Origin of the sequence: Paraburkholderia sp. HC6.4b (genome assembly GCF_014200875.1) — a bacterium.
GTDB lineage: Bacteria > Pseudomonadota > Gammaproteobacteria > Burkholderiales > Burkholderiaceae > Paraburkholderia > Paraburkholderia tuberum.
Genome location: NZ_JACHDC010000030.1, coordinates 67,876 through 92,102 on the forward strand (window position 1 = coordinate 67,876; position 24,227 = coordinate 92,102).

Annotated in this window: 19 protein-coding genes and 1 pseudogene; 8 read left to right on the forward strand and 12 right to left on the reverse strand. The window is 66.5% G+C overall.

Annotated features, from left to right (window positions below; translation table 11 throughout):
* Nucleotides 1-51 precede the first annotated feature (51 nt).
* Nucleotides 52-1,302, reverse strand: coding sequence for a 2-aminoethylphosphonate--pyruvate transaminase (locus HDG34_RS35240; protein WP_221309359.1), 1,251 nt, complete (start codon nt 1,300-1,302; stop codon nt 52-54).
* 118 nt (nt 1,303-1,420) lie between these two features.
* Between HDG34_RS35240 and HDG34_RS35245 the strand changes: the two genes are divergently transcribed.
* Nucleotides 1,421-2,320: a LysR substrate-binding domain-containing protein gene (locus HDG34_RS35245; protein WP_184067675.1), complete on the forward strand. Its 900-nt coding sequence runs from the start codon at nt 1,421-1,423 to the stop codon at nt 2,318-2,320.
* A gap of 115 nt (nt 2,321-2,435) precedes the next feature.
* On the opposite strand, the gene HDG34_RS35250 is transcribed toward HDG34_RS35245, so the two are convergent.
* Nucleotides 2,436-3,182: a glucose 1-dehydrogenase gene (locus tag HDG34_RS35250; RefSeq protein ID WP_184067679.1), complete on the reverse strand. Its 747-nt coding sequence runs from the start codon at nt 3,180-3,182 to the stop codon at nt 2,436-2,438.
* 370 nt (nt 3,183-3,552) lie between these two features.
* Complete coding sequence (locus tag HDG34_RS35255) at nt 3,553-3,927, reverse strand: hypothetical protein (RefSeq protein WP_184067683.1); 375 nt, start codon at nt 3,925-3,927, stop codon at nt 3,553-3,555.
* Nucleotides 3,928-4,123: 196 nt separating this feature from the next.
* Between HDG34_RS35255 and HDG34_RS35260 the strand changes: the two genes are divergently transcribed.
* Both HDG34_RS35260 and HDG34_RS35265 read left to right on the forward strand, forming a co-directional pair.
* A complete protein-coding gene (locus HDG34_RS35260; protein ID WP_184067686.1) occupies nt 4,124-5,011 on the forward strand; it encodes a LysR family transcriptional regulator in 888 nt (295 codons plus the stop codon).
* Nucleotides 5,012-5,133: 122 nt separating this feature from the next.
* Entirely contained in the window at nt 5,134-6,483 is a 1,350-nt protein-coding gene (locus HDG34_RS35265; protein ID WP_184067689.1) for a TAXI family TRAP transporter solute-binding subunit, read from the forward strand.
* Between the two features lie 27 nt (nt 6,484-6,510).
* Here the strand turns inward: HDG34_RS35265 and HDG34_RS35270 are convergent, their stop codons facing one another.
* The 3 genes from HDG34_RS35270 to HDG34_RS35280 form a co-directional block, all read right to left on the reverse strand.
* Nucleotides 6,511-7,413, reverse strand: coding sequence for a ProQ/FinO family protein (locus HDG34_RS35270; RefSeq protein ID WP_184067692.1), 903 nt, complete (start codon nt 7,411-7,413; stop codon nt 6,511-6,513).
* Nucleotides 7,414-7,504: 91 nt separating this feature from the next.
* Nucleotides 7,505-8,869: an ATP-binding protein gene (locus HDG34_RS35275; protein WP_184067694.1), complete on the reverse strand. Its 1,365-nt coding sequence runs from the start codon at nt 8,867-8,869 to the stop codon at nt 7,505-7,507.
* The gene (locus HDG34_RS35280; protein WP_018417800.1) at nt 8,866-9,528 is read right to left on the reverse strand and encodes a response regulator; all 663 of its coding nucleotides are present in this window, start codon (nt 9,526-9,528) and stop codon (nt 8,866-8,868) included. Before HDG34_RS35280 ends, HDG34_RS35275 begins: the two co-directional genes overlap by 4 nt.
* A 221-nt stretch (nt 9,529-9,749) precedes the next feature.
* On the opposite strand from HDG34_RS35280, the gene HDG34_RS35285 reads away from it, so the two are divergent.
* The 3 genes and pseudogenes from HDG34_RS35285 to HDG34_RS35295 all read left to right on the forward strand — a co-directional run bounded on the left by HDG34_RS35285 (nt 9,750) and on the right by HDG34_RS35295 (nt 15,331).
* Nucleotides 9,750-11,162, forward strand: coding sequence for a TolC family protein (locus tag HDG34_RS35285; RefSeq protein WP_184067697.1), 1,413 nt, complete (start codon nt 9,750-9,752; stop codon nt 11,160-11,162).
* Complete coding sequence (locus HDG34_RS35290; protein ID WP_184067700.1) at nt 11,152-12,276, forward strand: efflux RND transporter periplasmic adaptor subunit; 1,125 nt, start codon at nt 11,152-11,154, stop codon at nt 12,274-12,276. Before HDG34_RS35285 ends, HDG34_RS35290 begins: the two co-directional genes overlap by 11 nt.
* Nucleotides 12,273-15,331 (forward strand): annotated as a pseudogene (locus HDG34_RS35295) (efflux RND transporter permease subunit). The gene HDG34_RS35290 and the pseudogene HDG34_RS35295 overlap by 4 nt, the downstream one beginning before the upstream one ends.
* Before the next feature lie 38 nt (nt 15,332-15,369).
* Here HDG34_RS35295 and hpnK read toward each other — a convergent pair.
* The 3 genes from hpnK to HDG34_RS35310 are packed head-to-tail and all read right to left on the reverse strand — an operon-like array spanning nt 15,370 to nt 17,835.
* Entirely contained in the window at nt 15,370-16,200 is an 831-nt protein-coding gene (gene hpnK / locus HDG34_RS35300) for a hopanoid biosynthesis-associated protein HpnK (RefSeq protein ID WP_184067703.1), read from the reverse strand.
* A complete protein-coding gene (hpnI, locus tag HDG34_RS35305) occupies nt 16,200-17,465 on the reverse strand; it encodes a bacteriohopanetetrol glucosamine biosynthesis glycosyltransferase HpnI (RefSeq protein WP_184067706.1) in 1,266 nt (421 codons plus the stop codon). The genes hpnK and hpnI (HDG34_RS35305) overlap by 1 nt, the downstream gene beginning before the upstream one ends.
* Before the next feature lie 19 nt (nt 17,466-17,484).
* Complete coding sequence (locus HDG34_RS35310) at nt 17,485-17,835, reverse strand: hypothetical protein (protein WP_184043340.1); 351 nt, start codon at nt 17,833-17,835, stop codon at nt 17,485-17,487.
* A 378-nt stretch (nt 17,836-18,213) separates the two neighbouring features.
* Here HDG34_RS35310 and HDG34_RS35315 point away from each other — a divergent pair, with 378 nt between their 5' ends.
* Together HDG34_RS35315 and HDG34_RS35320 are read left to right on the forward strand one after the other, a co-directional pair.
* Nucleotides 18,214-18,873, forward strand: a complete 660-nt coding sequence (locus tag HDG34_RS35315; RefSeq protein WP_090805227.1) for a response regulator — start codon at nt 18,214-18,216, stop codon at nt 18,871-18,873.
* Nucleotides 18,870-20,273: an ATP-binding protein gene (locus HDG34_RS35320; protein WP_184067710.1), complete on the forward strand. Its 1,404-nt coding sequence runs from the start codon at nt 18,870-18,872 to the stop codon at nt 20,271-20,273. The genes HDG34_RS35315 and HDG34_RS35320 overlap by 4 nt, the downstream gene beginning before the upstream one ends.
* A gap of 17 nt (nt 20,274-20,290) precedes the next feature.
* On the opposite strand, the gene HDG34_RS35325 is transcribed toward HDG34_RS35320, so the two are convergent.
* The 3 genes from HDG34_RS35325 to hpnJ form a co-directional block, all read right to left on the reverse strand.
* Entirely contained in the window at nt 20,291-21,352 is a 1,062-nt protein-coding gene (locus HDG34_RS35325; protein ID WP_184067713.1) for a lysylphosphatidylglycerol synthase domain-containing protein, read from the reverse strand.
* Nucleotides 21,353-21,497: 145 nt separating this feature from the next.
* The gene (gene hpnI / locus HDG34_RS35330) at nt 21,498-22,658 is read right to left on the reverse strand and encodes a bacteriohopanetetrol glucosamine biosynthesis glycosyltransferase HpnI (protein ID WP_184067716.1); all 1,161 of its coding nucleotides are present in this window, start codon (nt 22,656-22,658) and stop codon (nt 21,498-21,500) included.
* Nucleotides 22,655-24,076, reverse strand: coding sequence for a hopanoid biosynthesis associated radical SAM protein HpnJ (gene hpnJ, locus HDG34_RS35335; protein WP_184043334.1), 1,422 nt, complete (start codon nt 24,074-24,076; stop codon nt 22,655-22,657). Before hpnJ ends, hpnI (HDG34_RS35330) begins: the two co-directional genes overlap by 4 nt.
* Nucleotides 24,077-24,227: the final 151 nt, after the last annotated feature.

Genomic DNA, 24,227 nt, shown 5'->3' on the forward strand with positions numbered 1-24,227 from the left:
CCCAGGAATCCGAATGTATTGGGTTTGCCGTCGCGGGTTTGCTGTCGCGGCTCAGGCCGCCTGCGCGAGTGCCTTGCGTTCGTCGAGCGCGGCGGGCGGCGGCCCCGCGTGCGTGACGCCCATCGTGCGCAGCGCTTGCGCGCAGGCATCGACCACGCGTCGCATCACCTGCTCGTCGACCTGACCGATGCAGCCGATGCGGAAACTGTCGACCACCGTCAGCTTGCCCGGATAGATGATGAAGCCCTGCTCCTTCATCAGTTCATAGAAGCGCACGAACTCGAACGACGGATGCGCCGGCGAAAAAAACGTCACGATGATCGGCGAGCGCCAGCGCCCGTTGAGCAGCGGCTCGAAGCCAAGCTCGTGCATGCCGGCCACCAGCACGTCGCGATTGTTGGCGTAGCGCGCGAGCCGCGCGGGCTGCCCGCCTTCGAGCTGGTAGAGACGCAGCGCCTCGAGGAACGCGGCCACCGTATGCGTGGGCGGCGTGAAGCGCCACTGGCCCGTGCGATCCATCACGTCCCATTGATCGTAGAGATCGAGCGCGAGCGAATGGCTGCGGCCTTTCGCCTCGCGCAGGGCGCTCTTGCGCGCGATCACGAAGCCGAAACCCGGCACGCCCTCGATGCACTTGTTCGCCGACGACACGAACGCCTCGCACGCGATCTGCCGCACGTCGAGCGGCACCGCGCCGAAGGCGCTCATCGAATCGATCAGCAGTTTGCGGCCGTGCCTCGCGACCGCGGCTGCAATCTCATCGAGCGGATTGAGGATGCCCGAGCTCGTTTCGCAATGGATCGCGACCACGTGCGTGATCGATGGATCGGCGGCAAGCATGCGCTCGACTTCGAGGCCGCGCGGCGGCAGGTAGTCGCCCTTGTCGAGCAGTGTGCAGGCGCGGCCGAGATAGCCAAGCGTGATCGCCGCGCGCTTGCCGTACGCGCCGTTCGCGAGCACGAGCGCGTGGCCGTCGCGCGGAATCAGGCTGCCGAGCATCGCTTCGACGCAGTAGCTGCCGCTGCCCTGCAGCGGCACGCAGTCGTAGTCGCCCGCGGTGTCGCCGGCGATCGCCAGCAGGCTCGCGCGCAACTCGGCGGTCATCGCGCGGAAGTCGCCGTCCCACGAGCCCCAGTCGCGCAGCATCGCCTGTTTCGTCGATAGTGCCGTGGTCAGCGGGCCCGGCGTCAGCAGATAAGGCTCGCCGCCAGCCGGCGCGGCGCAGGGTGTGGTGCAACGGGTCGATGTTGCCGCGGCTGCCACGGCCAATGTCGCCGCCGAACCGCCGATCGCGCTTTCCATGTCCGCCACTCCGATATCGCTATGTCGATAGCTCACACGATACAGAAGCGTTGTCCATCGGCAAAATCGATATAATCGATGACGGTATCGCAAAAACTTATTTGCTGGCGAGGCACACGTGCAATACGCGCAATTGCGGGCGTTCCATGCGGTCGCGGAACATGGCGGCTTTTCGAAAGCGGCGCAGGCGTTGTCGCTGACGCAGCCGGCGGTGTCGGATCACGTGCGGCGGCTCGAACAGGATTACGGCGTCAAACTGTTCGAGCGCGGGCCGCGCGGCGTGGAGACGACTGAACTCGGGCTGCGCCTGTTCAGCGTGACACGGCATATGCTCAGTTGCGAGCGGGACGCGCGCCAACTGCTCGAATCAGCGGGCGGGCTGGAGTCGGGTTCGCTATCGCTCGCGGCCGATGCGCCCGATCTCGCCGTCGCGCTGATCGGCGCGTTTCGCCAGCGGCACCCGGGCATCGTCGTCACGCTGTCGATCGCCAATGCGGCAGAGTGCATGCAGCGCGTGCTGTCGAGCGCGGTCGACGCGGCGATCACGGCCGCGCCGCAGGTGCATAGTCGCTTGCAGTCGCGCGTGTTGCGGCGCGATCCGCTGGTCGCGATGGTGCCGGCGAGCTACCCGGCCGCGAAGAAGCGCCGGCTGAGTTACGCGGAGCTCGTCGAACAGCCGATGATCTTCCGCGAGCCGCAATCGGTCACCCAACAACTGCTCGAAATCGAGCTCGTGCGCGAGTCGTTGCAAGTCGAGCCGGTCATGTACGTGGATGGCCGCGAGGCGCTGGAGGAAGCGGTCGCGCAGGGAATCGGCGTCGGCGTCATTGCGCGCGCAGAGTTCAACGAGTCGCGGCGGATCCGGATGGTGCCGCTGCTCGATTGCCGCGTGCAGATGATCGAATCGCTGACGCGGCTCGCCGAGCGGCCGGGTTCGAATCTGCTCGACGCGTTTTTTGCGGTGGAGTTGCCGGGAGCCGAAACAGAGGTCTTGGGGGGCGATGTTCAACGCGCGTAGCTCGCGCGCCGTCGCCGCGAGGAGCGGCGTGGCCTTCATGCTGCCGGCCCCGCCGCCCGCGATCGCGCTCGAATCGTTCCGCGGGTTGCCACCAGCGTTGGCAACCCCTCCAGACTTAACGCGAGCCGCCGCTCGCGATCAGGCTCTCGCCCGTCAACCAGCGCGCGTCATCCGACGCGAGGAACGCGACGACATCCGCGATATCGTCGGGTTGGCCGATACGGCCGAGCGGCGTCGTGCTGATCGCCCACGTTTCGAAGTCCGAGCCGATCACGCCGGCGCTGTGCGTGCCCTCGGTCTCGACCATGCCCGGATTCACCGAATTCACGCGGATCTTGCGCGGTCCGAGTTCCTTCGCGAGCACGCCGGTGATCGCATCGACCGCGCCCTTGGTCGCCGTGTAGACCGCGGTGGTCGCCGGCGTGATGCGGGTCACGACCGAGCTCACGTTGACGATGCTGCCGCCTTCGCCCAGATGCCTGGCCGCCGCCTGCGACACGAGCAGCAGCCCGAGCACGTTGACATCGAAGTGCTTATGGAAGTGCGCTTCGGTGATCTCTTCGAGCGCCGCGAATTCATAGACACCCGAGTTGTTGACGAGAACGTCGAGCCGCCCGTACGTTTCGATCGCCGTATCGATAATGCCGTTCGCGTCCGCGGCCTTCGACACGTCACCGCCAACCGCGATCGCCTTGCCGCCCGCTGCCGTGATATCGGCGACCACCTTGTCGGCGCCCGCGCGGCTCGACGCATAGTTCACCACGACCGACGCGCCTTGCGCCGCCAATGCCTTCGCAATCGCCGCTCCGATGCCTTTCGATGCACCCGTTACAACCGCTACCTTGCCTGTGAGCTTGCTCATCATCGTGTCCTTTCAATGGTTCGCGCCGGCATGCCTCGCGAGAAGCCGCGGGGTCCACGCCAATAAAAGCCGGAAATGCAGTGGCGCTGTCACTGGTCGTTAATTTAGGCATGGCGCGAGGCCGGATAAAGCGGCTCGAGACGAATTGATACGCCGCTTCCGACGAACAATCGATTCGCATCGGACCTCGATGGCCCCGTTTCCGCGTGGCTTACGACGATTGATGTTGTTTGGCTTGCGCCGCGGCGTCGGCGTCGCGCAAGCGCGCGCTGACCGACCGCAAGAGCGGAACGCGGCAGCAGAGACGTGCAACCGCACAAGACTCCTACGGGCAGACGCCACGATCAGGCGCTACACACTCAAAGCGCTTTTATTCACCGCGCTTTTGTTCGCTGCTGAGCAGCAGCGCGATGTGCGCGGCCACGCTCGCGAGCACCGCGAGCGCGCCGAGCGTATCGAGAATAATGGGCCACACGATCTCCCTCCTCCGCGATCCGCTGCTCCCAACGTCTTTTAAACGGATGCGCGCACCATCGATTGAACGCCGGGGCCGAGCAGACAGATAAAGAACCAGCGACGAAAACTCGCCGCACTGATACGCCCGCGCACGCGCTGACCGAGCTGCCGCAACCAGCGTGCCGAGTACGATGCCCGCCAGCATCGGCCATAAGCGTCCGACGAGCGCGCGCACGGCCGATCCCGCAAACAGCTGCCACTCTTTGGTGACGAACGACGGCAACAGCATGCGCGAGCTGAATGCGCTGCCGCGCGCGGAAAAGGCGCTCGTGCGTCATCTGGCCGGTATTTAGCGGCGCTGTTGCTATCATTCGTTGCCCTCGCGCAGCGCCGCGACGGCAGCACCGTACCGCAACCGGCAGCGCCCAAGGCGCAGCAGACCAACGCAACACCAATCGCCGACGCATCACATCTCAGAGGCATGCATGGAATTTCGCCAACTTCGCTACTTCATCGCGGTCGCCGAGGAGATGAACATCACGCGGGCGGCCAATCGTCTGCATATGACACAGCCGCCGCTGTCGCGGCAGATCCAGCAGATCGAGGAAAGTGTCGGCCTGCCGCTGTTCGAGCGCGGCTCGCGGCCGTTGCGGCTCACCGAAGCCGGCCGCATTTTCTACACGCAGGCGAAACGTCTGGTCGATGAAGCCGACGAGCTCGCGCCGCTCACGCGCCGGCTCGCGCAACTCGCGGAACGCATCGTGATCGGTTTCGTACCGTCGACGCTGTATGGCGCGCTGCCCGCGGTGATCCGCTCGTTTCGCGAGGCCGCGCCGCACATCGAGCTGTCGCTGATCGAGATGTTCACGATCGAGCAGTTGGCCGCGCTCAAAGGTGGCCGCATCGACGTCGGCTTCGGCCGGCTGCGCTTCGACGATGCGCAACTCGCACGCGAAGTGCTGGTCGAGGAACGGATGATCGCCGCGTTGCCGCAGGACCATCCACTCGCGCGGCAAAAGAAGCCGCTGACGCTTGCCGCGCTCGCCGAGGAAACCCTGATCGTCTATCCGAGCACGCCGCGGCCGAGCTATGCGGACCAGCAGATCTCGGCAATGCACGATCAGGCGCTGGAGCCGAAAGCGATCCATGGAGTGCGGGAGTTGCAGACCGCGCTAGGGCTGGTCGCCGCGCAGGTCGGCGTGTGTCTCGTGCCGGAGAGCGTCGAGGGCTTGCGCGCGCATGGCGTCGCGTACCGGCCGATTCCGTCGGCAAGCGCCGCGTCGCCGATCATCATGAGCCGGCGCCTGCAGGACGAATCGCCGGCGACGCTGCTGATGTGCTCGCTCGCGCGGCAGTTGTTCAAGCGCGTTTGAGCGCCGCGTGCGTGAGCACGCGATGCGGCGCCGCGCGCCCGGTCAATAGAGCGAACCGTCGACGGCAAAGCCGCCCCGCACAGGCGACAATGCCTTCACCTGGCTTCCCGCACGGAGTCTTCATGAAAGCGCAGCGTCCGCGGCCTCCGCACTTTCCCGCCGAACCTACGCGCGCCGAATGGCGCGAGCACCTGCTGCCCTACTTCATCACGGCGCTGCTGATCGCGTTCGCGATCGTGCTGATCGTCTGGATCGCCAATCCGGCGCCGCCGCGCACGATCACGATCAGCGCCGGCCCGCGCGACAGCTCGTTCGTCGTCACCGCGAACCAGTACCGCAAGATCCTCGCGCGCAACGGCATCCGCCTGAACGTGCTCGAATCCGAAGGTTCCGTGCAGAACCTGCAGCGGCTGCTGGATCCGAAGCAGCACGTCGATATCGCTCTCGTGCAGGGCGGGGTGGCCGAAGGGCTCGATACTTCGTCGCTGGTCTCGCTCGGCAGCGTGTTCTATGTGCCGATCGTCGTGTTCTATCGCGGCACGGCGCTCACGCAACTGGCGCAGCTCGAAGGCAAGCGGATCGCGGTCGGCCGCGAAGGCAGCGGCACGCGGCTGCTCGCGCTGCAACTGCTCGCGGCGAACGGCATCGAGCCGGGCGGCGCCACGACGCTAGTGCCGAGCGACGGCCTGCAGGCCGCCACCCAGCTGGTTGCCGGCGAGGTCGACGCGGCGATTCTGAGCGGCGATTCGGCCACGCGCGGCCTGATGCTGCGGCTATTGCGCGTACCCGGCATCTCGGTGATGAATTTCGACGAAGCGAGCGCCTATACACGCGTCTTTCCGTTTCTCGACCAGATCGACTTGCCGCCCGGCGTGCTCGATCTGAAGCGGCGCATTCCGCCCGAGACCGTTCACCTGATTAGTCCGACGGTCGAACTCGTCGCGCGCAGCACGCTGCATCCGGCGATTTCGGATCTATTGATCGAGGCGGCGCAGGAAGTGCACGGCGCCGCGGGCCTGTTGCAGCACGCCGGCCAGTTCCCGAACCCGGTCGAGCACGAATATCCGATCAGCGACGACGCGCAGCGCTATTACCGGACCGGCAAGGGCTTGTTGTATCGGACGCTGCCTTTCTGGCTCGCGAGCATCGGCGATCGTACGCTCTTCCTGCTATTGCCGGTCGCCGTGCTGCTGTTGCCCGCCATGCGCGTGATTCCGGCGCTGTACCGGTGGCGGGCGCGCTCGCGCATCTATCGTTATTACGGTTCGCTGATCGCGATCGAGCGGCACGCGCTCGCCGGCGCAACCGACGAGGAGCGCACCCAGCTACTGGGGCAACTGGACGAGATCGAGGCGGCGCTGAGCCACCTGCGCATGCCGCTCGCGTATGCGGATGCGTTTTACGTGCTGCGCGAGCATGTGGGATTCGTGCGCAGCCGGTTGACGGCTGCGCCGCCCGTCATGGCCTCGTGATCGAGGCCATGACGGGCTGTGCCAAGGTTAGGCTTGGGAGGGGGGCGAGGCGGGAACGGTGGCTTGCGGTTCGTGTTGCGCGCTGGTCTGCGCCTGGGTGTCCGCGCTCCCGGCGGCATCCGCCGCTACGGCTTCCGGCGACGCAGCAGCGGCATCCGCTTGGCGGGCCGCTTGTTCCGCGACTGCCGCTACCCCTGCTTCGGCCTGCGGCGCTTCAGCGGCCGCGCCCTCGGCCGGTGTACTTGCATCGGTCGGCGCATTCGCGCTTGCCGTCGCGGTGGCGGTCTTCTGCGCGCCCTTCGCCGCGCGATGCGCAAGCAGGCGCTGAGCACCCGCCGCTTCCTGCGCCGTGACCTTGCCGGCTTCGACGCCCGCCAGGTCGACGCGCGCCGCGCCTTCGACGAGGCTCTTCCAGTAGCGCCCGCCACGGCACCACGTCTTGATCGCGTCGCGCAGTTCGGCTTCGCTCAGCGACACTTCCTTCGCATGCACGACGAGGTCTTCGAAAATGCCGATCTTCAGCGGCAGCTTCGGGGCCGGATTCTTCGGGAAAGCAACCGGGAAACGTTTTTGCAGACGACCGATCGAGCGCACCACCGGGTCCACCGGCTTGGCGTCCACCGCCGGCTTGGCAGACGCGGTGTGGCGCGCCGGCTGCGGGCCGCCGGCTCGGGTACCCGGCTTGCCGTCCGGGCGAGCGCCGGCCTTTGCGGCCGGCTTCGCGCCGGGCCGGCCACCGGGCTTCGTGCCCGGATTGGCGCCACGCTCGGCATGTGAACCAGGATGTGCCGCTGAATTTGAAGCGGGCTTGCCAGCGGACTTCGAAGCGGGGCGCGCGGCCGATTTGCGATCGGGCTTGCCGGCGGACTCTGCGGCGGCGCGCGCCGCGGCCAGTTGCTTCTTCAGTTCAGCGAGTTGTTCGAAACCCATAGTGCACAACCAATCTGTCGATCTGTAAAAACGAGATTGTAGCAGCGTGCGCTCACGTGCTTGTGACAACCCCGAACCGCAGTGACGATCGTCAATTCGCGGCCGTGACGGGCGCGTGGGCGGCGGGCGCGCGCAGCCCCGTGACCGACACCCGCAAACCGGGCGCCCCGACATTGTTGCTCAGCGACAGGCCGAGCTGATGCCGCTCGGCGATCCGCGCGACGATCGCGAGACCGAGCCCGCTGCCCTCGCCCTTCGACTCCTCGCCGCGATAGAAAGGGTCGAACACGCGTTCGAGTTCCGCCTCGGGAATTCCCGAGCCGCTGTCGACGACCTCGAAGCCCACGCGCTCGCCCGTGCGTCGCAGCACCACGTCGACACGGCCGCCCGCCGGCGTATGACGGATTGCGTTATTGATCAGGTTCCCTAACAACACGCTGATACTGTGCGGCTCCGCGAGCACCGTATAGGCGTCGTTCGGCGTGCGCGCGTGTTCGCATTCGAGGCCGAGATCGATCTCGCGCAACTCCGCGAGCACGGAACAGTCGCTGACCGCCTGCTCGCCGATGCGGCGCAGGCTGACCGGCACCGTCGACGTGACCGGCTGCGCGTCTTCGCGTGCGAGCGTCAGCAGTTGCTGCACGAGGTGGATGATCCGGTTCACCCGATTTTCGACGCGCTCGAGCGTCTGCCCCTCGCCTCTCAGCGATCCATCGCGCGACGCCGCCTGCAGTTGCAGCTTCAGCGCCGCGAGCGGCGAGCGCAACTCGTGCGCGGCATCGGCGATGAACGTGCGCTGCGCCTGCGACGCCGTATGCAACCGTTGCAGCAGATCGTTCAGCGCTTCGACGAGCGGCCGGATTTCGACCGGCAGGTTGCCGTCGAGCCGCAGCGGTTCGAGCGAATCGATCGAACGCGTCGCGAGCGCGCGCGACAGCCCGCCGATCGGCGCGAGCCCGCGCGCGACCACCAGCAGCACCAGCGCGATCGTCACCGGCAGCAGCACGCCGAGCGGCCACAGCGTGTGCAGCGCGAGCTGCAACGCGAGTTCTTCGCGCACCGAGACCGGTTGCGCGACCTGCACGTAGCGGTCTGTCTGCGCGACGCCGAAGATGCGCCAGTGGTATTCGCCGCGCGGCACTGTGTGAAAGCCCGGCGGCAGACGCTCGAACACCGGCGCCCGCGCGGAGCGATAGACGAGCGTACCGCCGCGGTCCCAGATTTCGATGACGATGCGGTCGTCGGCGAGATCGCCGAGGTCGGGTTCCCGCCGCTCGCGGCTGCCCGCGCCGCTCAGCGCCGACGGCAGCGACAGCGCGACGGTGCGCAGTTCGTAGTCGAACAGCTCGCTCGCCTCGCGCCGCGCGGTATGGAAGATCGCGAAAGCCGCGATCATCGACGCCGCCGCCATGCCGAAGATCAGCCAGCCGAGCAGCCAGCGGCGAATCGACGTCATCCGCACCTCTTCAGGCGGTAGCCGACCCCGCGCACGGTCACGACCTGGTCCGCGCCGATCTTGCGCCGCAGACTGTGCACATGCACTTCGATCGTATTGCTGCCGACTTCCTCGCCCCAGCCGTACAGCTTTTCTTCGAGCTCGGCCTTCGTGAACACGCGGGTCGGCTCCTCGATCAGCGCCTGCAGCAACGCGAATTCGCGCGGCACCAGCGGCAGCGGCACGCCGTCCTTGGTGACTTCATGCGCGGCGGGGTCGAGCGTCAGTTCGCCGTGACTGTAGACCGGCTGCTTCTGGCCGGTGCGCCGGCGCAGCAGCGCGCGAATGCGCGCGGCCAGTTCGTCGAGATCGAACGGCTTGATCAGGTAGTCGTCGGCGCCGGCATCGAGACCGCGGATGCGCTCGTCGACCGCGTCGCGCGCGGTCAGGATGATCACAGGCGCCGCGCCGCCGTTGCGGCGATACGCGTTCAGCACGTCGATGCCGTCTTTTTTCGGCAGGCCGAGGTCGAGCAGCACGAGGTCGTACACGCCGTTATCGAGCGACAGTTCCGCCGCGCGGCCGTCCTCGGCCCAGTCGATCGCGTAGCCGGCGCGGCGCATCGCGCCCAGCACCGATTCCGCGATCATGTCGTCGTCTTCGACCAGTAGCAGGCGCATGGCCTCTCCTCTCCTTGGTGCGGTTTTGGCCGCCGCATTATCGGCCGTCGCAGCTTAACGAACCCTTACGGGGTACGGACGACGCGTCGATTTCGCACGGCTCGGCTCGCGCGATTCGACGTTAAGCCTGTCTTAAGCGCGCGCTGCGGAAAATCAGCCCTCTCTGCGAGGCCTCGTTCGCGAGTCGCTCGCCCCTTCCGATGATTCGCAGGAGCCGGATTTTGCCCGATTTCCATCCCGTGGCGGCGCTGCGTCGGCGCGCACTGATGCCGTTGTGCGTGCTGCTGATGAGCGGCTGTGCGACCTATCACCGCGAGCCGCTCGCGCCGCAGGACACCTCGACGTCCGCGCGATCGCTCGAACGGATCCGCATCGATCCCGCCAGCATGCCGCTGCCCGGACTGGCCGCGCATCGTTTCGATCCCGCCGACGGGCTCGACATCGATGAAGTCGCGATGCTCGCGGTCGCCAACAACCCCGGTCTGAAACTGGCCCGCGACGATCTCGGCATTGCCGGCGCGCAGGCATATTCGGCGGGTCTGCTGCCCGACCCGCAACTGAGCGTGTCGAGCGATTATCCGGGCGCGGCCGGCACCACGCGCGCGTTCAATTATGGCCTCAGCATCGACGTGATGGCGATCGTGCTGCGCAGCGCGAATAAACAGTCCGCCGACGCGACGCTCGCGAAGACCGATCTCGGCCTGCTGTGGCAGGAATGGCAGGTCGTCGCGCAAGCGCGGCAGCTGTTCGTGAAGCGCTGCTTCCAGCAGCGCACGCTGCCGCTGTTGCAACAGCAGCGCGAGCTCGCGCGCACGCGCTACGAGCGCATGGCCGCGGCGCGCGCCGCTGGCAATCTGACCGACGATACGCTCACCGCCGCGCTGCTCGCCTACGGCGACGCACGCAAGCAATACACCGATGCCGAGCGCGCGGCCGCGCAAACCCATCACGATCTGAATGCGTTGCTGGGCCTCGCGCCCGACGTGCAATTGCAGTTGCGATCGGGCAGCGACGATGTCGTCGCGCCGCTCCCCGACGCCACACTCGACTCAGCGCTCGCCGAGCTCGCCCGCCGCCGCCCCGACCTGATCGCGCTGCAGGCAGGCTACGAAGCGCAGGAGCAGAAATATCGCGCGGCGATTCTGAGCCAGTTCCCGAGTCTGTCGGTCGGCTTCGTGCGGGCGCGCGACACGTCGAACATCTACACGAGCGGCTTTCAGGTCAACCTGAGTCTGCCGATCTTCAACCGCAACCAGGGCAATGTCGCGATCGAAAAAGCGACCCGCCAGCGGCTTCGCGACGAGTACCAGACCCGCCTGAACCAGGCGTATGCGGACGTCGCCCGGCTACGCGAAGACAGCGCGATTCTCGCGCGCCAATTGCAGCAGACCGAAGCCGCGCTGCCCGGCGTCGAGCGCGCCGCGCGCGAAGCCGCGGCGGCCTACGCCGAACACAACCTCGTGCTCGGCGCATACACCGATGCGCAAAGCGCCGCGCTCGCGAAACGCATCGACGTCGCGACGCTGCGCGAAGCGCTCGACGAACAACGCGTCGGCTTGCAGGCGCTGCTCGGCAGCGCGATTCCCGATGCTTTCTCTTCCGCTCAGACTTTCATCGACACTCATGCGAAATAGCCTCTTCTCGTCGCGGCATCCGTGGCCGCGCGTTGCGGCCGTCGCCGCGCCGCTCGTTTGCGCGATCCTGCTGTATGCATCGGTCCATCCGGTTCGTGCGGACGACAACGCCGCCAGCGAAGCTCAACCGTCGGTCGCGGTACAGACCGTGCGCGTGCAGCGCGCCGCAATCGCGCAGCCGGTGCGCGGCTTCGGGATCGTCGCGGCCACCGCGTCGAACCTGACGACGATCAACCTGCCCTACCTGTCACGTATCGTGCAGATGCGCGTGCAGGCGGGCGAGACCGTCAAACGCGGCACACCGCTCTTCGTCGTGCAGGCCGATCCTGCCGCGGTGCTTGCCGCCACCCAGGCGAGAAGCGCGCTGACGCTCGCGCAAGGCGAACTCGTGCGTACCCGGTCGCTGTACGACAAGGGGCTCGCGACGCAATCGCAGCTCGCCAGCGCGAGCAAGGCCGTCGACGATGCGCGCGAAGCGCTCGCCGCGCAGAATCAGACCGGCATCACGAGCGGCAACAAGGTCGTAACCGCGCCGTTCGACGGCGTGGTGCTGCAGCTATCGGCGGCACAAGGCGACCAGGTGCAAGCGGGCGCGGCGATTCTGCAACTCGCGAGTGGCGCGAGCCGCGACGCGCGCGCAAACGTGACGCTCGGCGTCGAGCCCACCGACGCCGCCTCGATCCATCCCGGCGACATCGTCACGCTGCACGGCCTGTCCACGGCACTCGCACAGACGTCGATCGAAGGCCGCGTGGTGCTCGTCGGAGCCGCGATCGATCCGCAATCGCAACTGGTCAACATCGGCGTGACGGTACCGCTCGCGCAGACGCCGTTCATCCCCGGCACACGCGTTTCTGGCGACATCGCGACGCGCACCGGCACGCACTGGATCGTGCCGCGCGCGGCCGTGCTGCAGGATGGCCAACACGCGTACGTGTTCCAGATCACGCCGCAAAACAAGGCGCGCCGCGTCGCGGTGAGCATCGCGGTCGAAAACGGCGAGCGCTACGGCGTCGACGGGCCGCTCGACCCCATGCTCGGCGTCGTGAGCAGCGGCAACTACGAGCTGAAAGACGGCATGGCGGTACGCGCCGGCGGGGATGGCGCGCGATGAACTTCGGTCAATGGATGCAGACGCATCGCCGCTCGCTGCTGTTCGTCATCGCCTTGCTCGCGATAGCCGGCGCGCTGAGCGCATTCCGTCTGCCGATCTCGCTGTTTCCAAACGTCGCGTTTCCGCGCGCGGTCGTGTCGCTCGAGGCGGGCGACCGCCCCGCCGAGCAGATGACGACGCTCGTCACGATGCCGGTCGAGGAAGCGCTGCGCCGTGTGCCAAACGTGCGCGACGTCGAATCGAGGACGAGCCGCGGCGCCGCGGAGATCTCGCTGAACTTCGACTGGGGCACCGACATGGCGCAGGCGACCTTGCAGGCGCAATCGGCGATCAGCGAAATTCTCGCGACGCTGCCGCCCGGCACGACGTGCATGTGCGGCGCATGGACCCGACCGTGTTTCCGGTGCTCGCGTACAGCCTCACGTCGACGCGGCAGTCGCTATCGGCGCTGCACGATCTCGCGCAGTTCCAGATGCGGCCGCTGCTGTCGTCGGTGGAAGGCGTCGCGCGCGTCGAGGTGACCGGCGGCGCGCAGGACGAGTTCGAAGTCGCGGTCGATCCCGCCCGCCTCGCCGCGTACAAGCTGTCGCTCGCCGATGTATCGAAGGCGATCGGCGCGAGCAACGTGCTGATGGCGAACGGCCGCATCGAGGATCACGACAAGCTGTACCTCGTCGTCACGAACTCGACGATCACGCAGCTCGACGAATTGCGCAACGTCGTCGTGTCCGCCAACGGCAATGCGAACGGCGCGCAGATCCGTCTTGGCGACGTCGCGGCGGTGAGCCGGGGCGTGGTGCCGCAATGGATGCGCGTCACCGCCGATGGTCAGGATGCGGTGCTACTGAACGTGTACCAGCAGCCCGGCGCCAACAGTGTCGCGATGGCGCGCGCGATCCGCGCGAAGATCGCGGCATTCGAGCCGCAGATGCCCGCGGGCGTGCATCTGTCGAACTGGTACGACCAGAGCGAACTCGTGATCGCGTCTGCCACCAGCGTGCGCGACGCGATCATGATCGGCATCGTGCTCGCGGCGTTGACGCTGTTCTTCTTCCTGCGCAACTGGAAGATCACCGCGATCGCGGTCGCGCTGGTGCCGGTCGTGATGGCCGCGACGATCCTGCTGCTCGACGTGTTCGGCATGGGCTTCAACATCATGACGCTGGGCGGTATGGCGGCCGCGGTCGGCCTCGTCATCGACGACGCGATCGTGATGATCGAGCACATCGTGCGGCGCATGCGCGAAGCCGGCGCGCGCGCGTTCCACGGCCGCGTGATGGCCGCGGCGCTCGAATTCACGCGGCCGCTCGCGGGTTCGTCGGCGGCGACGCTGATCATCTTCGTGCCGCTCGCGTTTCTGTCGGGCGTGACGGGGGCCTTTTTCAAGTCGCTGTCGCTGACGATGGCGAGCGCGCTGTTCATTTCGTTCCTCGTCACATGGCTCGCGGTGCCGATCCTGTGCGACCACTGGCTGAAGCCCAAAGACGCCGAGGAGCACCAGGAAACACGTTTCGCCGCGTGGCTGAACCGGCGCTATGCGGTGACGGTCGGGCGCGTGATCGCGAGGCCGCCGCTCGTGCTGCTCGGCGTCATGCCGTTGATCGTCATCGCGGCGTTCGCGTTCACGCGGGTCGGCAGCGGCTTCATGCCGAGCATGGACGAAGGCGGCTTCGTGCTCGACTATCACACGCAGCCGGGCACCTCGATCACCGAAACGGACCGGCTGATGAAGCAGATCGAGCAGATCGTGCGCGCGAATCCGAACGTCGCGACCTATTCGCGCCGCACCGGCGCGGGCCTCGGCGGCGATCTGAACGAGCCGAACAAGGGCGACTTCTTCGTGCGGCTGAAGTCCGGCAAACGCGAGCCGATCGACGCCGTGATGGAAGAAATCCGCTCGCAGATCGACATGCAGGTGCCGGGCGTCAGCATCGAGCTCGCGCAGCTGATGGAAGACCTGATCGGCGATCTGACCGCGGTGCCGCAGCCGGTGCAGATCAAGATCTTCTCCGACGACCCGCGCACGCTCGACACGACCGCGCGCAAGGTCGCCGCGCGCATCGGCCGGATTCAGGGCATCGTCGACGTGAACGACGGCATCAATCCCGCCGGCGACGCGATCGAGCTGCACATCCTGCCCGCCGCTGCCGCGGCCGAAGGCATGGACCCGCAAGCGATCGCGCAGGCCGTCACCGACATGCTCGAAGGCAATGTCGCAACGCAGTTCCAGAGCGGCCCGAAAACGGTCGGTGTGCGCGTGCGCGTGAACGGCGCGCGCCAGATGACTGATACGCAACTGGGTCAGCTACAGATACGCGCGCCGGACGGACATCTGTTCGCGCTGAAGCGCGTCGCCGATCGCGTGAGCGTCACCGGTCAGCCCGAGATCAGCCGCTCGAGTCTGAAGCGGATGGTCGCGGTCACCGCGCGCATCGACGGGCGCGATCTCGGCTCGACGATCGCCGACGTGCAGAAGGCGCTCGGCGATGCGAACCTGCTGCCCTCGGGCGTCTATTACGAGCTCGGCGGTCTGTACCAGCAACAGCAGATCGCCTTCAAGGGTCTGTTGACCGTGTTCGGCGCCGCGATCGCACTCGTGTTCGGCCTCCTGCTGTTCCTGTACGAGCGCCTGCGCGTCGCGCTCGCGGTGCTGGCGATGCCGCTGCTCGCGGCCGGCGCGGTGTTCATCGGCCTGTGGATCACCGGCATCGAGTTGAACATCTCCGCGATGATGGGCATGACGATGATCATCGGCATCGTCACGGAAGTCGCGATCTTCTATGTGTCGGAATTGCAGGCGCTGGTGCGCGACGACGAGATGCCCTTCGACGACGCGTTGCAGGCCGCCGGCCGCAACCGTCTGCGGCCGATCGCGATGACGACGATCGCCGCGATCCTCGCGCTGTTGCCGCTCGCGTTCGCGCTGGGGCAAGGCTCGGCGATGCAGCAACCGCTCGCGATCGCGATCATTTCGGGACTGATCGTGCAGTTGCCGCTCGTGCTGTTGCTGCTGCCGGCGTTGCTGAAGCTGTTGATGAAAAAGCAGCCGGTGTGAGCGTGGCCAAAGTTTTCCGCGTTTCGCGAAGCATGGCGCTACGCAAGCACATCCGCGAACCCGCCGAGCCGCCCCCCAAGCGCGCGGATCGCGGCGGCCACCCGTGGCGACAGCAGCGCCTGCAACTCGTCGGCATGCCGGTAGTCGTGCATGCCGTCGCTCAGCGCGTCGCCGGCCAGCGCCGGATGACAGTAGATTTCGCCGACACCCTGCGGCAGATTCGCGAGCGCGGCGAGCCAGGTCGCCTCATCCATGCGCCCGCTCGCCGCGATGCCGACCACGTAGTCGTTGTGCGCGATCCCCGCGCGCTCGAGCCGCGTCTTCACGTGCGCGATCCACGGCCGCAGCCACAGCGGCGCGTTCGCTTCGAACGGCAGACGCATCGCCTTCATGCCGTAGTCGCGGCCGATGTCGAGGATCAGGCCCAGCACGGTCGGATGCAGATGAAAATGCTTGTGCGTGTTCACGTGGTCGAGCGTAAGGCCGGTCGCGGCGAAGGCTTCGAATTGCGCGCGAATTTCGTGCGCGAGCTGCCGGCGCACGTGCGGCAGAAAAAAGAAGCGCACACCGTCACGCACCATGTTGCTGCCGAAGCGGTCGTTCTCGTCGAGCAGCGCGGCGACCTGCTCGCGCGGCGCCAGCGCGGCGCCGTCGGCCAGCACCAGATGCAGCCCCACGCGCAGTTCCGGCAGCATACGCGCGCGCGCGACCGCGTCTTTGGCGGCCGGCGCGCCGACCATCAGACTCGCGGCGCGCAGCACACCGTTGCGATGCGCGCGCTCGACCGCGATATTGACACGCTGATGCAGACCAAAATCGTCGGCGGTGGTGATCAGTCCGCGCGGCTGGGTGGGTTTTGCGCTGTCCATCACGTGAGGCTGTCCAGCCGGCCGCTGCGCTCGGCTGACGGCGTGCCGAGCTGCATGCGCTCGCCGCGCCACACGACGTGCGAACCGAACGCGCTGACGAGCCACTGGAGCGCGAGCAGTGTATCGCGCAACGGCACCAGCGGCAGATCGCGCCAGAACGTGCGCACGCGGCGTGCCGCGCGCAGGTGCAGCAGCAGGCGCGCGCCAACGCAGACCGCGGTGGCCGACGCGCTCGCGACCACCGCCGCGAAAGGCGCGTGAGCACACGTCGCGAGCGACACGGTCTGCCCCGCGCTCGTCAACAGCCACGGCGTGGGGAACGTGATCAGCAGCGACACGAAGCCCGGCGGATTGACCGAGCGGATCGTGCGCAGCCAGCGCGTTTCGCGCTGCCACAGCGCCGCGAAGGTCGGCTCGATCACGTCGGTCGCGACCATCACGCGCGACAGCACCGTTTGCAGACCGAGCGCGCGCACGTGCTCGGCGAGCCAGTAGTCGTCGGCGAGGCAGTTTTTCAGCGCTTCGAAGCCGCCGATGCGCTCCAACGTCGCGCGCCGCAACGCGAGCGTCGCGCCGAAGCCGAAGCGGCGCGAGCCCATTGCATGGGCGACCCGCACCGAGGGCGCGAACCACTCGTTGATGAACAGCGCACCGACACGCGGCCAGAAGCCGCCGACGCCGCGCGCGACGTACAGGCACGTGACCACGCCGACGTTCGGGTCCGCGAGCGGCGCGGCGACGCTGTCGAGATAGTCCGGGTCGACCGCGATGTCGCTGTCGGCGATCACGATTACGTCGTGGCGCGCGCGTGCCGCCATGTTGATCAGGTTGCTGACTTTCAGATTGCTGCCGTGTACGCGTGTGTCGATTGCAAGCTCGATGTCGCACTTCGGATAGGCGGCCTGCAATCGGCGCACCACCGCGATGGCGGGATCTTGCGGGGACGACACACCCAACACCAGCTGAAAATGCTGATGTCGCTGCTCGCAGAAGGTTCGCAGATTTTCGTAGAGACGCGGCTCGGCGCCGCACAGCGGCTTCAGCACGCTGACACCGACCTGCGCGAACCGCCCGGTTGGGCAATCGAGCGAATCCGTCAGCGAACGGCTGAGCGCGCGATTGACGGCCCTGCCCCCATGATGGTTCGATTTATGTCGGGCGGTGAAAAACGGCATGGCGAGCGCGGCGGCTGCCGTGTAGATCGAAGCGCTAACGCAGGCGGCTAACAGAAGCCATTGACATGCAATCAACGCGTGCGCCGCCATTGTGTGCCGTCCGTGTCCGTCAGTGCTCGGCCAGCACGAAAGGTTGCCCCGTTAGTCGCAGATGAAGCACGACGAGCCACCGGCGCGGACAATTCGCTGCGATCACGGCGGGCCATGCGCCGCGAGCAGCGCGAGTCGCGCAGTCGCGCCGCACCGCGACTTCGAAGGCGACCTCGGCAAATTCGCGCGCGATCACCACGCCGCCGATGATCAGCGCGAGCGCGAACAGCCTGAACGATGCCGAAGCGAAAAAAGCGTCAGAGACGGGCAATACCGGCAACGCCATGCACAGCAGCGCTTCGGTGCCCGCGGCCGTCAGAGACGCCACTAGCAGATGGGCTCGTAGCATGTCGATGGTGACTCGCTTCATAACGTGCCTCGTGCGCGGCCTTGCGGCCTGACCGGATGCTGGCAATGGCGGGACTCGTCGAGATCGTCCATTGACGCCATCGACCAGCATAAAGAATGCCTCGCGCGTCGCTCCATCGAAGTCCTTACGATCAGGTTGCGATGGTCTGACGACAACGTGGTCTCGCACATGCATTACGATCTGCGACGACCATTTATAGCGCGTCGATGGTATCGATTCAAGCTGAAGGAAACCTTAACCACGCGCATGGCATGAAGCGGCTAACGAACGGCGTGGTTACACTTCGGAACGCGGCAGATGGTTCGTCGATGTGCATCAATGCCGCTTGCTTCAAAATGCTCGACGTTATGCAAAGCCCCACAATGGAATATTTGCCTCATGCGCTTACTCCTCGTAGAAGACGACGAACTCATCGGCTGCGGTGTCGAGGCAGGCCTTCGTCAGGCCGGCTTCACAGTCGACTGGGCACGCGACGGCCACAAGGCCGGCCTCGCGCTCGACACGACTCAATATGCCTTGGTAGTACTCGACCTTGGCCTGCCGCGCGTGAGCGGCACGGAGCTGCTCAAACGCGTGCGCGACGCCGGCAATGACGTGCCGGTGCTGGTGTTGACCGCAAAAGGCACGGTCGTCGATCGCGTCGGCGGACTCGAAGCGGGCGCCGACGACTATCTCGGCAAGCCGTTCGATCTCACCGAGCTGGTGGCGCGGTGCCGCGCGCTGTTGCGTCGCGCACAAGGTCGCAGTATCGATCTGATTCGTTACCAGAATCTGACAGTGAATCCGGCCGCCCAAACGGTGCAGATCGACGAGGCGCGCGTGCCGCTCACGTCGCGCGAATGGGCGATCCTGCTGCAACTGCTGACCAATCTCGGCATTCCTCAGTCGCGCTCGCGGCTCGAAGAAAGCCTGTACGGCTGGCAGGAAGAAATCGAAAGCAATGCGATCGAGGTGCACGTGTCGAACCTGCGCAAGAAGCTCGGCGCAAGCCTGATCAAGACCGTGCGCAACATCGGCTATGTGATGGAGAAAGAATGATCGGTCCGTCGATTCGGCGGCGCCTCGTGCTGCTCGTGCTCGCGAGCATCGCGATCGTATGGGGCGGCGCGCTCGCGTCGAGCTACCGGCAAGCCATCCACGAAGTCGCCGAGTGGGAACGAGCGCGTCTCGCCGAACTCGCGCAGATGCTCGCGCTGCTCGATTCGACCAATCTGATGACGCTCGCCAATGCGCGCATCGACGTGCGCGAAGAAGAGAGAGGCGGTGAGCCCGGCGCGAGCGATCTCGACGACGACGACACGCTGCCGCGCGACGCCCTCTTCCAGGTGCGCGCGGCCAACGGCGCCATTCTGGCGGGCAGCCCGCAACTGCATGCGCTCGCCGCGTGGGATTTGCCGTTGCCGCCCGCGAGCGGCGCGCAGGACGTCACGTTGGGCGGCCAGCTCTATCACTCGTTCACGTTGCGCGAAACGGCGCTCGGTCACAGCGTGCGCGTGTTCGAACTGGCCAACACCCGCAGCGACCTGGTGAGCGGTGTCGCGAGCCGCATCGCGCGGCCCACGCTGATCGCGCTGCCAGTGCTCGCGGTGCTCGTGTGGCTCAGCATCGGCTGGAGTCTCGCGCCGCTGAAGGTGTTGTCGGCCGCGATCCGTTCGCGCGACATCAACCGCATGGACCCGGTCGGCATCGGCCGCACGCCGCTCGAGGTGCGCCCGCTCGTCGACGCGATCAACCAGATGCTCGCGCGTCTGCACCATGCGCGCGAGCTAGAGCGCGCCTTCACCGCCGATGCCGCGCACGAACTGAAGACGCCGCTCGCCGCGATCAAGGTACAGGCGCAGGTCGCGCTCGCCGAGCCCGACATCGCGCTGCAGCGGCTCGCGATGGAGCGCGTCGTGCAAGGCGTCGATCGCAGCGCGCGGCTCGCCGAGCAACTGCTGCTGCTCGCGCGGCTCGACGTGCAGGAGAAGCTGCCCACCGAGCCGCTGAGGCCGGCGGCGATCGCGAAAGATACGCTGCTCGCGAACAGGCGCAATGCGCAACAGAAGCACATCAATGTGATGCTGGTCGGCGACATGCTCGCCGAGATCGACGCGGAGCCCGTGCTGATCGGCATCCTGCTCGACAATCTGCTCGATAACGCGATCAAGTACGGACGCTCGGGCGGCACTGTCGAAGTGGCGGTGCGCCATGCCGACGAGCAGGTGCAGCTGATCGTGCGCGACGACGGCCCCGGCGTCGCGCCGGACGATCTCGCGCGGCTCACGAACCGCTTTTTCCGCGCGACCGGCAATCAGGCGACCGGCAGCGGGCTCGGTTTGTCGATCGTTGCGCGGATCGCCGAGCATTTCGGCGCGAGTCTGCAGCTAGGCGCCGGGATCGGGGACCAGGGGCTTGCGGTGCGGGTGTCGTTTCCGGCCTATCGCGCGACGCGCTGAAGGCGCGCGCCAATCGCTCAGCGCCGCTCGCCGCCCCGGTTCGCGTCAGCGACGCCCGAACGCTGCTTGGCCAGTTCGGCGCGCACGCCGTGCGGTGCGGCATGCGGCCGCGCGCTGCCGGACGCCTCGAACAGCTGCCACGCGATCAGGCCCGGCACGAATATCAGCAGATCGCGAATTCGCCGCGCGGCCGCGAGCGCGAGACAGGTGGCGGGGTCGAGCCCCAGTGCGCCGCCAATCAGTATGAAAGCGCCCTCCTGCACGCCGAGACCGCCCGGCACGAAGAACGCGGCGCTGCTGACCGCCTGGATCAGCGATTCGATCACGATCGCCTCGACGAGCGTCACGCGCGCGCCGAGGAAATACAGCGCGAGCCAGATTTCGAGCGAGGTCAGCACGCATTGCAGCGGCTGCCAGAAGAACAGATAGCGCAGCACGACCGCGCGGCGGCGCCAGATCACCTTGATCGACTGATCGATCTGCGCGGACTGGCCGACCAGCGCGGTTAGCTTGCCGCTCGTCACGCGGTTCGCCACGCGCGTGATGCGTTCGAACGGATTGGCATGCTGGACGAGCCCGAACAGCAACAGCACCGGCGTCAACGCGACCACGCCCCACGCGAGCTGCCCGGCGAGCCGCAGCGCGCCCGATTGCGCATTGGCGAACAGAAAACCAATCCCGACCATCGTGAACATCAGCTGGCTGATCACGGTCAGTTGCATGTCGACGATGGTGCTGGCCACCGCTGTCGACGGCCTGACGCCCCAGCGCTTGAACATACGGAACGACACGAGTTCGCCGCCGATCCGCGCGACCGGCAGCATGCAGTTGACCGATTCGCGCACCCACACCAGATGCAGCATCCTGCCGAAGCTGGGGCGGTTCGCGCCGCGAATCAGCGAGCGCCAGTCGCACGCGTTGGCGATCATCGGCAGCACATGCGCGAGCGCGGCCACCACGAGGCCCGCGCCAGCCGCGCGCAACGCGCTGAGCACCGCGCGCGGATCTTCGCGCCAGACGAGCCACAAAGAGATCAGCAAACCCGCGAGCGCAGCCGCGCGGCCCAGATGCTTCATCATGCGGGCACCTCGCACACGACCTCGGTATACGTGATGCGCCGCACGCCGCGTGTCGCCGGGGCGCTGCCGTGCGTCTCCAGGGCGCTCCCATTTCGCCCGTTCGAAGCTTCTTCGTTCATTGCCAGCCCAATCTGCCGTTCGTTCGTCATTCGTCCTGCGCCGCCGACAGCAGCCCATCGCCGTCGACCTTGAAGCTGAAGCCCCGCCAGATCACCCGCGACGAGCGGAAGCTCGCGACGAAAATCGCAAACGATACGATATCCCATAACGGCAGAAGCCACAGATCGCGGCAGCGCTGACGCAACGCCCGATCCGCGCGCCACTTCAACGCGAGACGCGCGACCACCGTCACTGCCGCGAGCAGCCACGCCCACGGCGCGCCGCCCGAGCAAGCGAGCGCGAGCAGCGCGAACGGCAACGGATGCACGAGCGCCGTGCCGAAGTGTCCGAGCGGATCGATACGGCGAATCGTGCGGCTCCAGCGCAGTTCGTGCGTCACGAGTTGTGCGGCGCTCGCTTCGACACACGCATGCGCGATTGCGAACGGCGGAATCGTGACCTGCTCGCCCGCCGCGCGCACCGCCGCGCCGATCTCGTAGTCCTCGGCCAGATGCTGCACGAACGGTTTGAAGCCGCCGATCCGCTCGTAGGTGTCGCGCCGCATCGCGATGGTCTGGCCGAAGCACGGCCGCGCGAGCCCGAGCGCGAGTCCGGTGACGACGCCCGGCAGGAACTGGTAGTTGGTTGCGATCGCCGACAGCCGCGGCCAGAAACCCGGATCGGGCTGGCCGCGATATGCGCAGGTGACGAGCCCGACGCCCGGCTGCTGCAATTCGCCGATCACGTTGCGCAGATAGTCCGGGCCGACGCACACGTCGCTGTCGGCGAACACGAGCACGTCGTGGCGCGCCTGCGGCACCATGTTGAGGATATTGCTGATCTTGCGGTTCGGGCCGTACAGACGCGCATCGGCGACGACGGTGATGTCCGCCTGAGGATGGAGACGCCGCAGTTCGTTGACGGTTTGCAGCGCGGGGTCGGCGCAGTCATGCACGCCGAACAGGAATTGCACGGGCCCGGGATAATTTTGCGCGCAGAAGCTCGACAGATTGTCGAGCAACGCCCACTCGTTGCCATGCAACGGTTTGATCACCGTAATGGGTGGAAAGCTGGAGGGTTCGGCTACATCCCTCGCGAAGAAGCGCCCGATCAGCGCGCTCGCGAGCACGGAGTAGCCGATGCCGACAACGGTCGCCGCCGCGCACGCGTACGCGAGCGTGACGGCGGCGAGGTGTGCGGCGCTCACGCCTCGTGCGCGCGCAGGAAGCGGAAAAATTCGACGCCTTCGCGCAGGCGCCGTTTCATCATGTCCCAGCTCGTCAGCATTTCGCGCAGGATCTCCCAGATCTTCGACGGCCGGAAATAAAAGCGTTTATAGAAGTTTTCGAGCTGATGGTACATCTCGTCTCGCGACAGATGCGGGTAGCCGATCGCCGCCAGCTGCACGCCTTCCTTGCTGACGAGATTGATCACCTTGTTCTCCGCGAGCCAGCCGTTCTCGACCGCCTGGTTATAGAGCGTAGTGCCCGGGTACGGTGCGGCGAGCGACACCTGGATCGTCAGCGGATTGATCTCTTTCGCGTACTCGATGGTCTTCTGGATCGTTTCCGGCGTCTCGCCCGGCAAGCCGAGAATGAAGGTGCCGTGCACCTTGATGCCCAGCGTGCGGCAGTCCTGGGCGAAGCGCCGCGCGATGTCGGTACGCAAGCCCTTCTTGACGTTCAGCAGGATCTGGTCGTCGCCGGATTCGTAGCCGACCAGCAGCAGGCGCAAGCCGTTTTCCCTCATGATCTTCAGCGTCGAGTAAGGCACGTTCGCCTTCGCGTTGCACGACCATGTGACGCCCAGCTTGCCCATGCCTCGCGCGATTTCTTCGGCGCGCGGTTTGAAGTCGGTGAACGTGTCGTCGTCGAACATGATCTCCTTGACTTCGGGCATGTTGTCGCGAATCCACTTGACTTCCTCGAGCACGTTCTCGACCGAACGCACCCGATAGCGATGGCCGCCGACCGTTTGCGGCCACAGGCAGAACGTGCACTTCGAGCGGCAGCCGCGACCGGTGTAGAGCGACACGTACGGATGCTTCAGGTAGCCGTTGAAGTAATTCTTGATGGTCAGATCGCGCTTGTAGATCGGCGCGACGAACGGCAGCTCGTCCATGTTCTCGAGGATCGGGCGCGCTTCGTTGTGCTCGATCGAGCCGTCGGGGGTGCGATAGCTCAAGCCCAGGATCTGCGCGAACGGCTTGCCTTCGGCGATTTCCTTGCAGGTGAAATCGAATTCCTCGCGACACACGAAGTCGATGGCCTCGGTCGCGGTCAGCGAATTGTGCGGATCGACCGCGACCTTCGCGCCGACCATGCCGATCAGCAGCGACGGCTTGCGCTTCCTGAGGTCCTGGGCGAACAACGCGTCGGTCGGGAAGGATGGCGTGCTGGTGTGGATCACCACCAGCTCGTATTGCGAGGCGATGTCGAGGGCGGCGTCGACGGACAGGCCGTCTGCCGTGGCGTCGAGCACGCGGCTGTCGGGAACCAGTGCCGCGGGTTGGGCGAGCCACGTCGGATACCAGAACGAGCGAACTTCACGCTTGGCCTGATAGCGCGAACCCGCACCACCATCGAAGCCGTCGTACGACGGCGCCTGCAAGAACAGAGTTTTCATGGATGCTCCAGCAAGCCTTTATAGGCGCTTTCGGTTTTCAGTCGGGAATCTATTCTGTTCCATTGCCCGAATGCAGGTCGGAAAAGCCTGTGCTCGACCTGCACGTAGCGGTGGCCGCGGTCCGGAAAGGCCACGGGCAGTGGCGCAAATA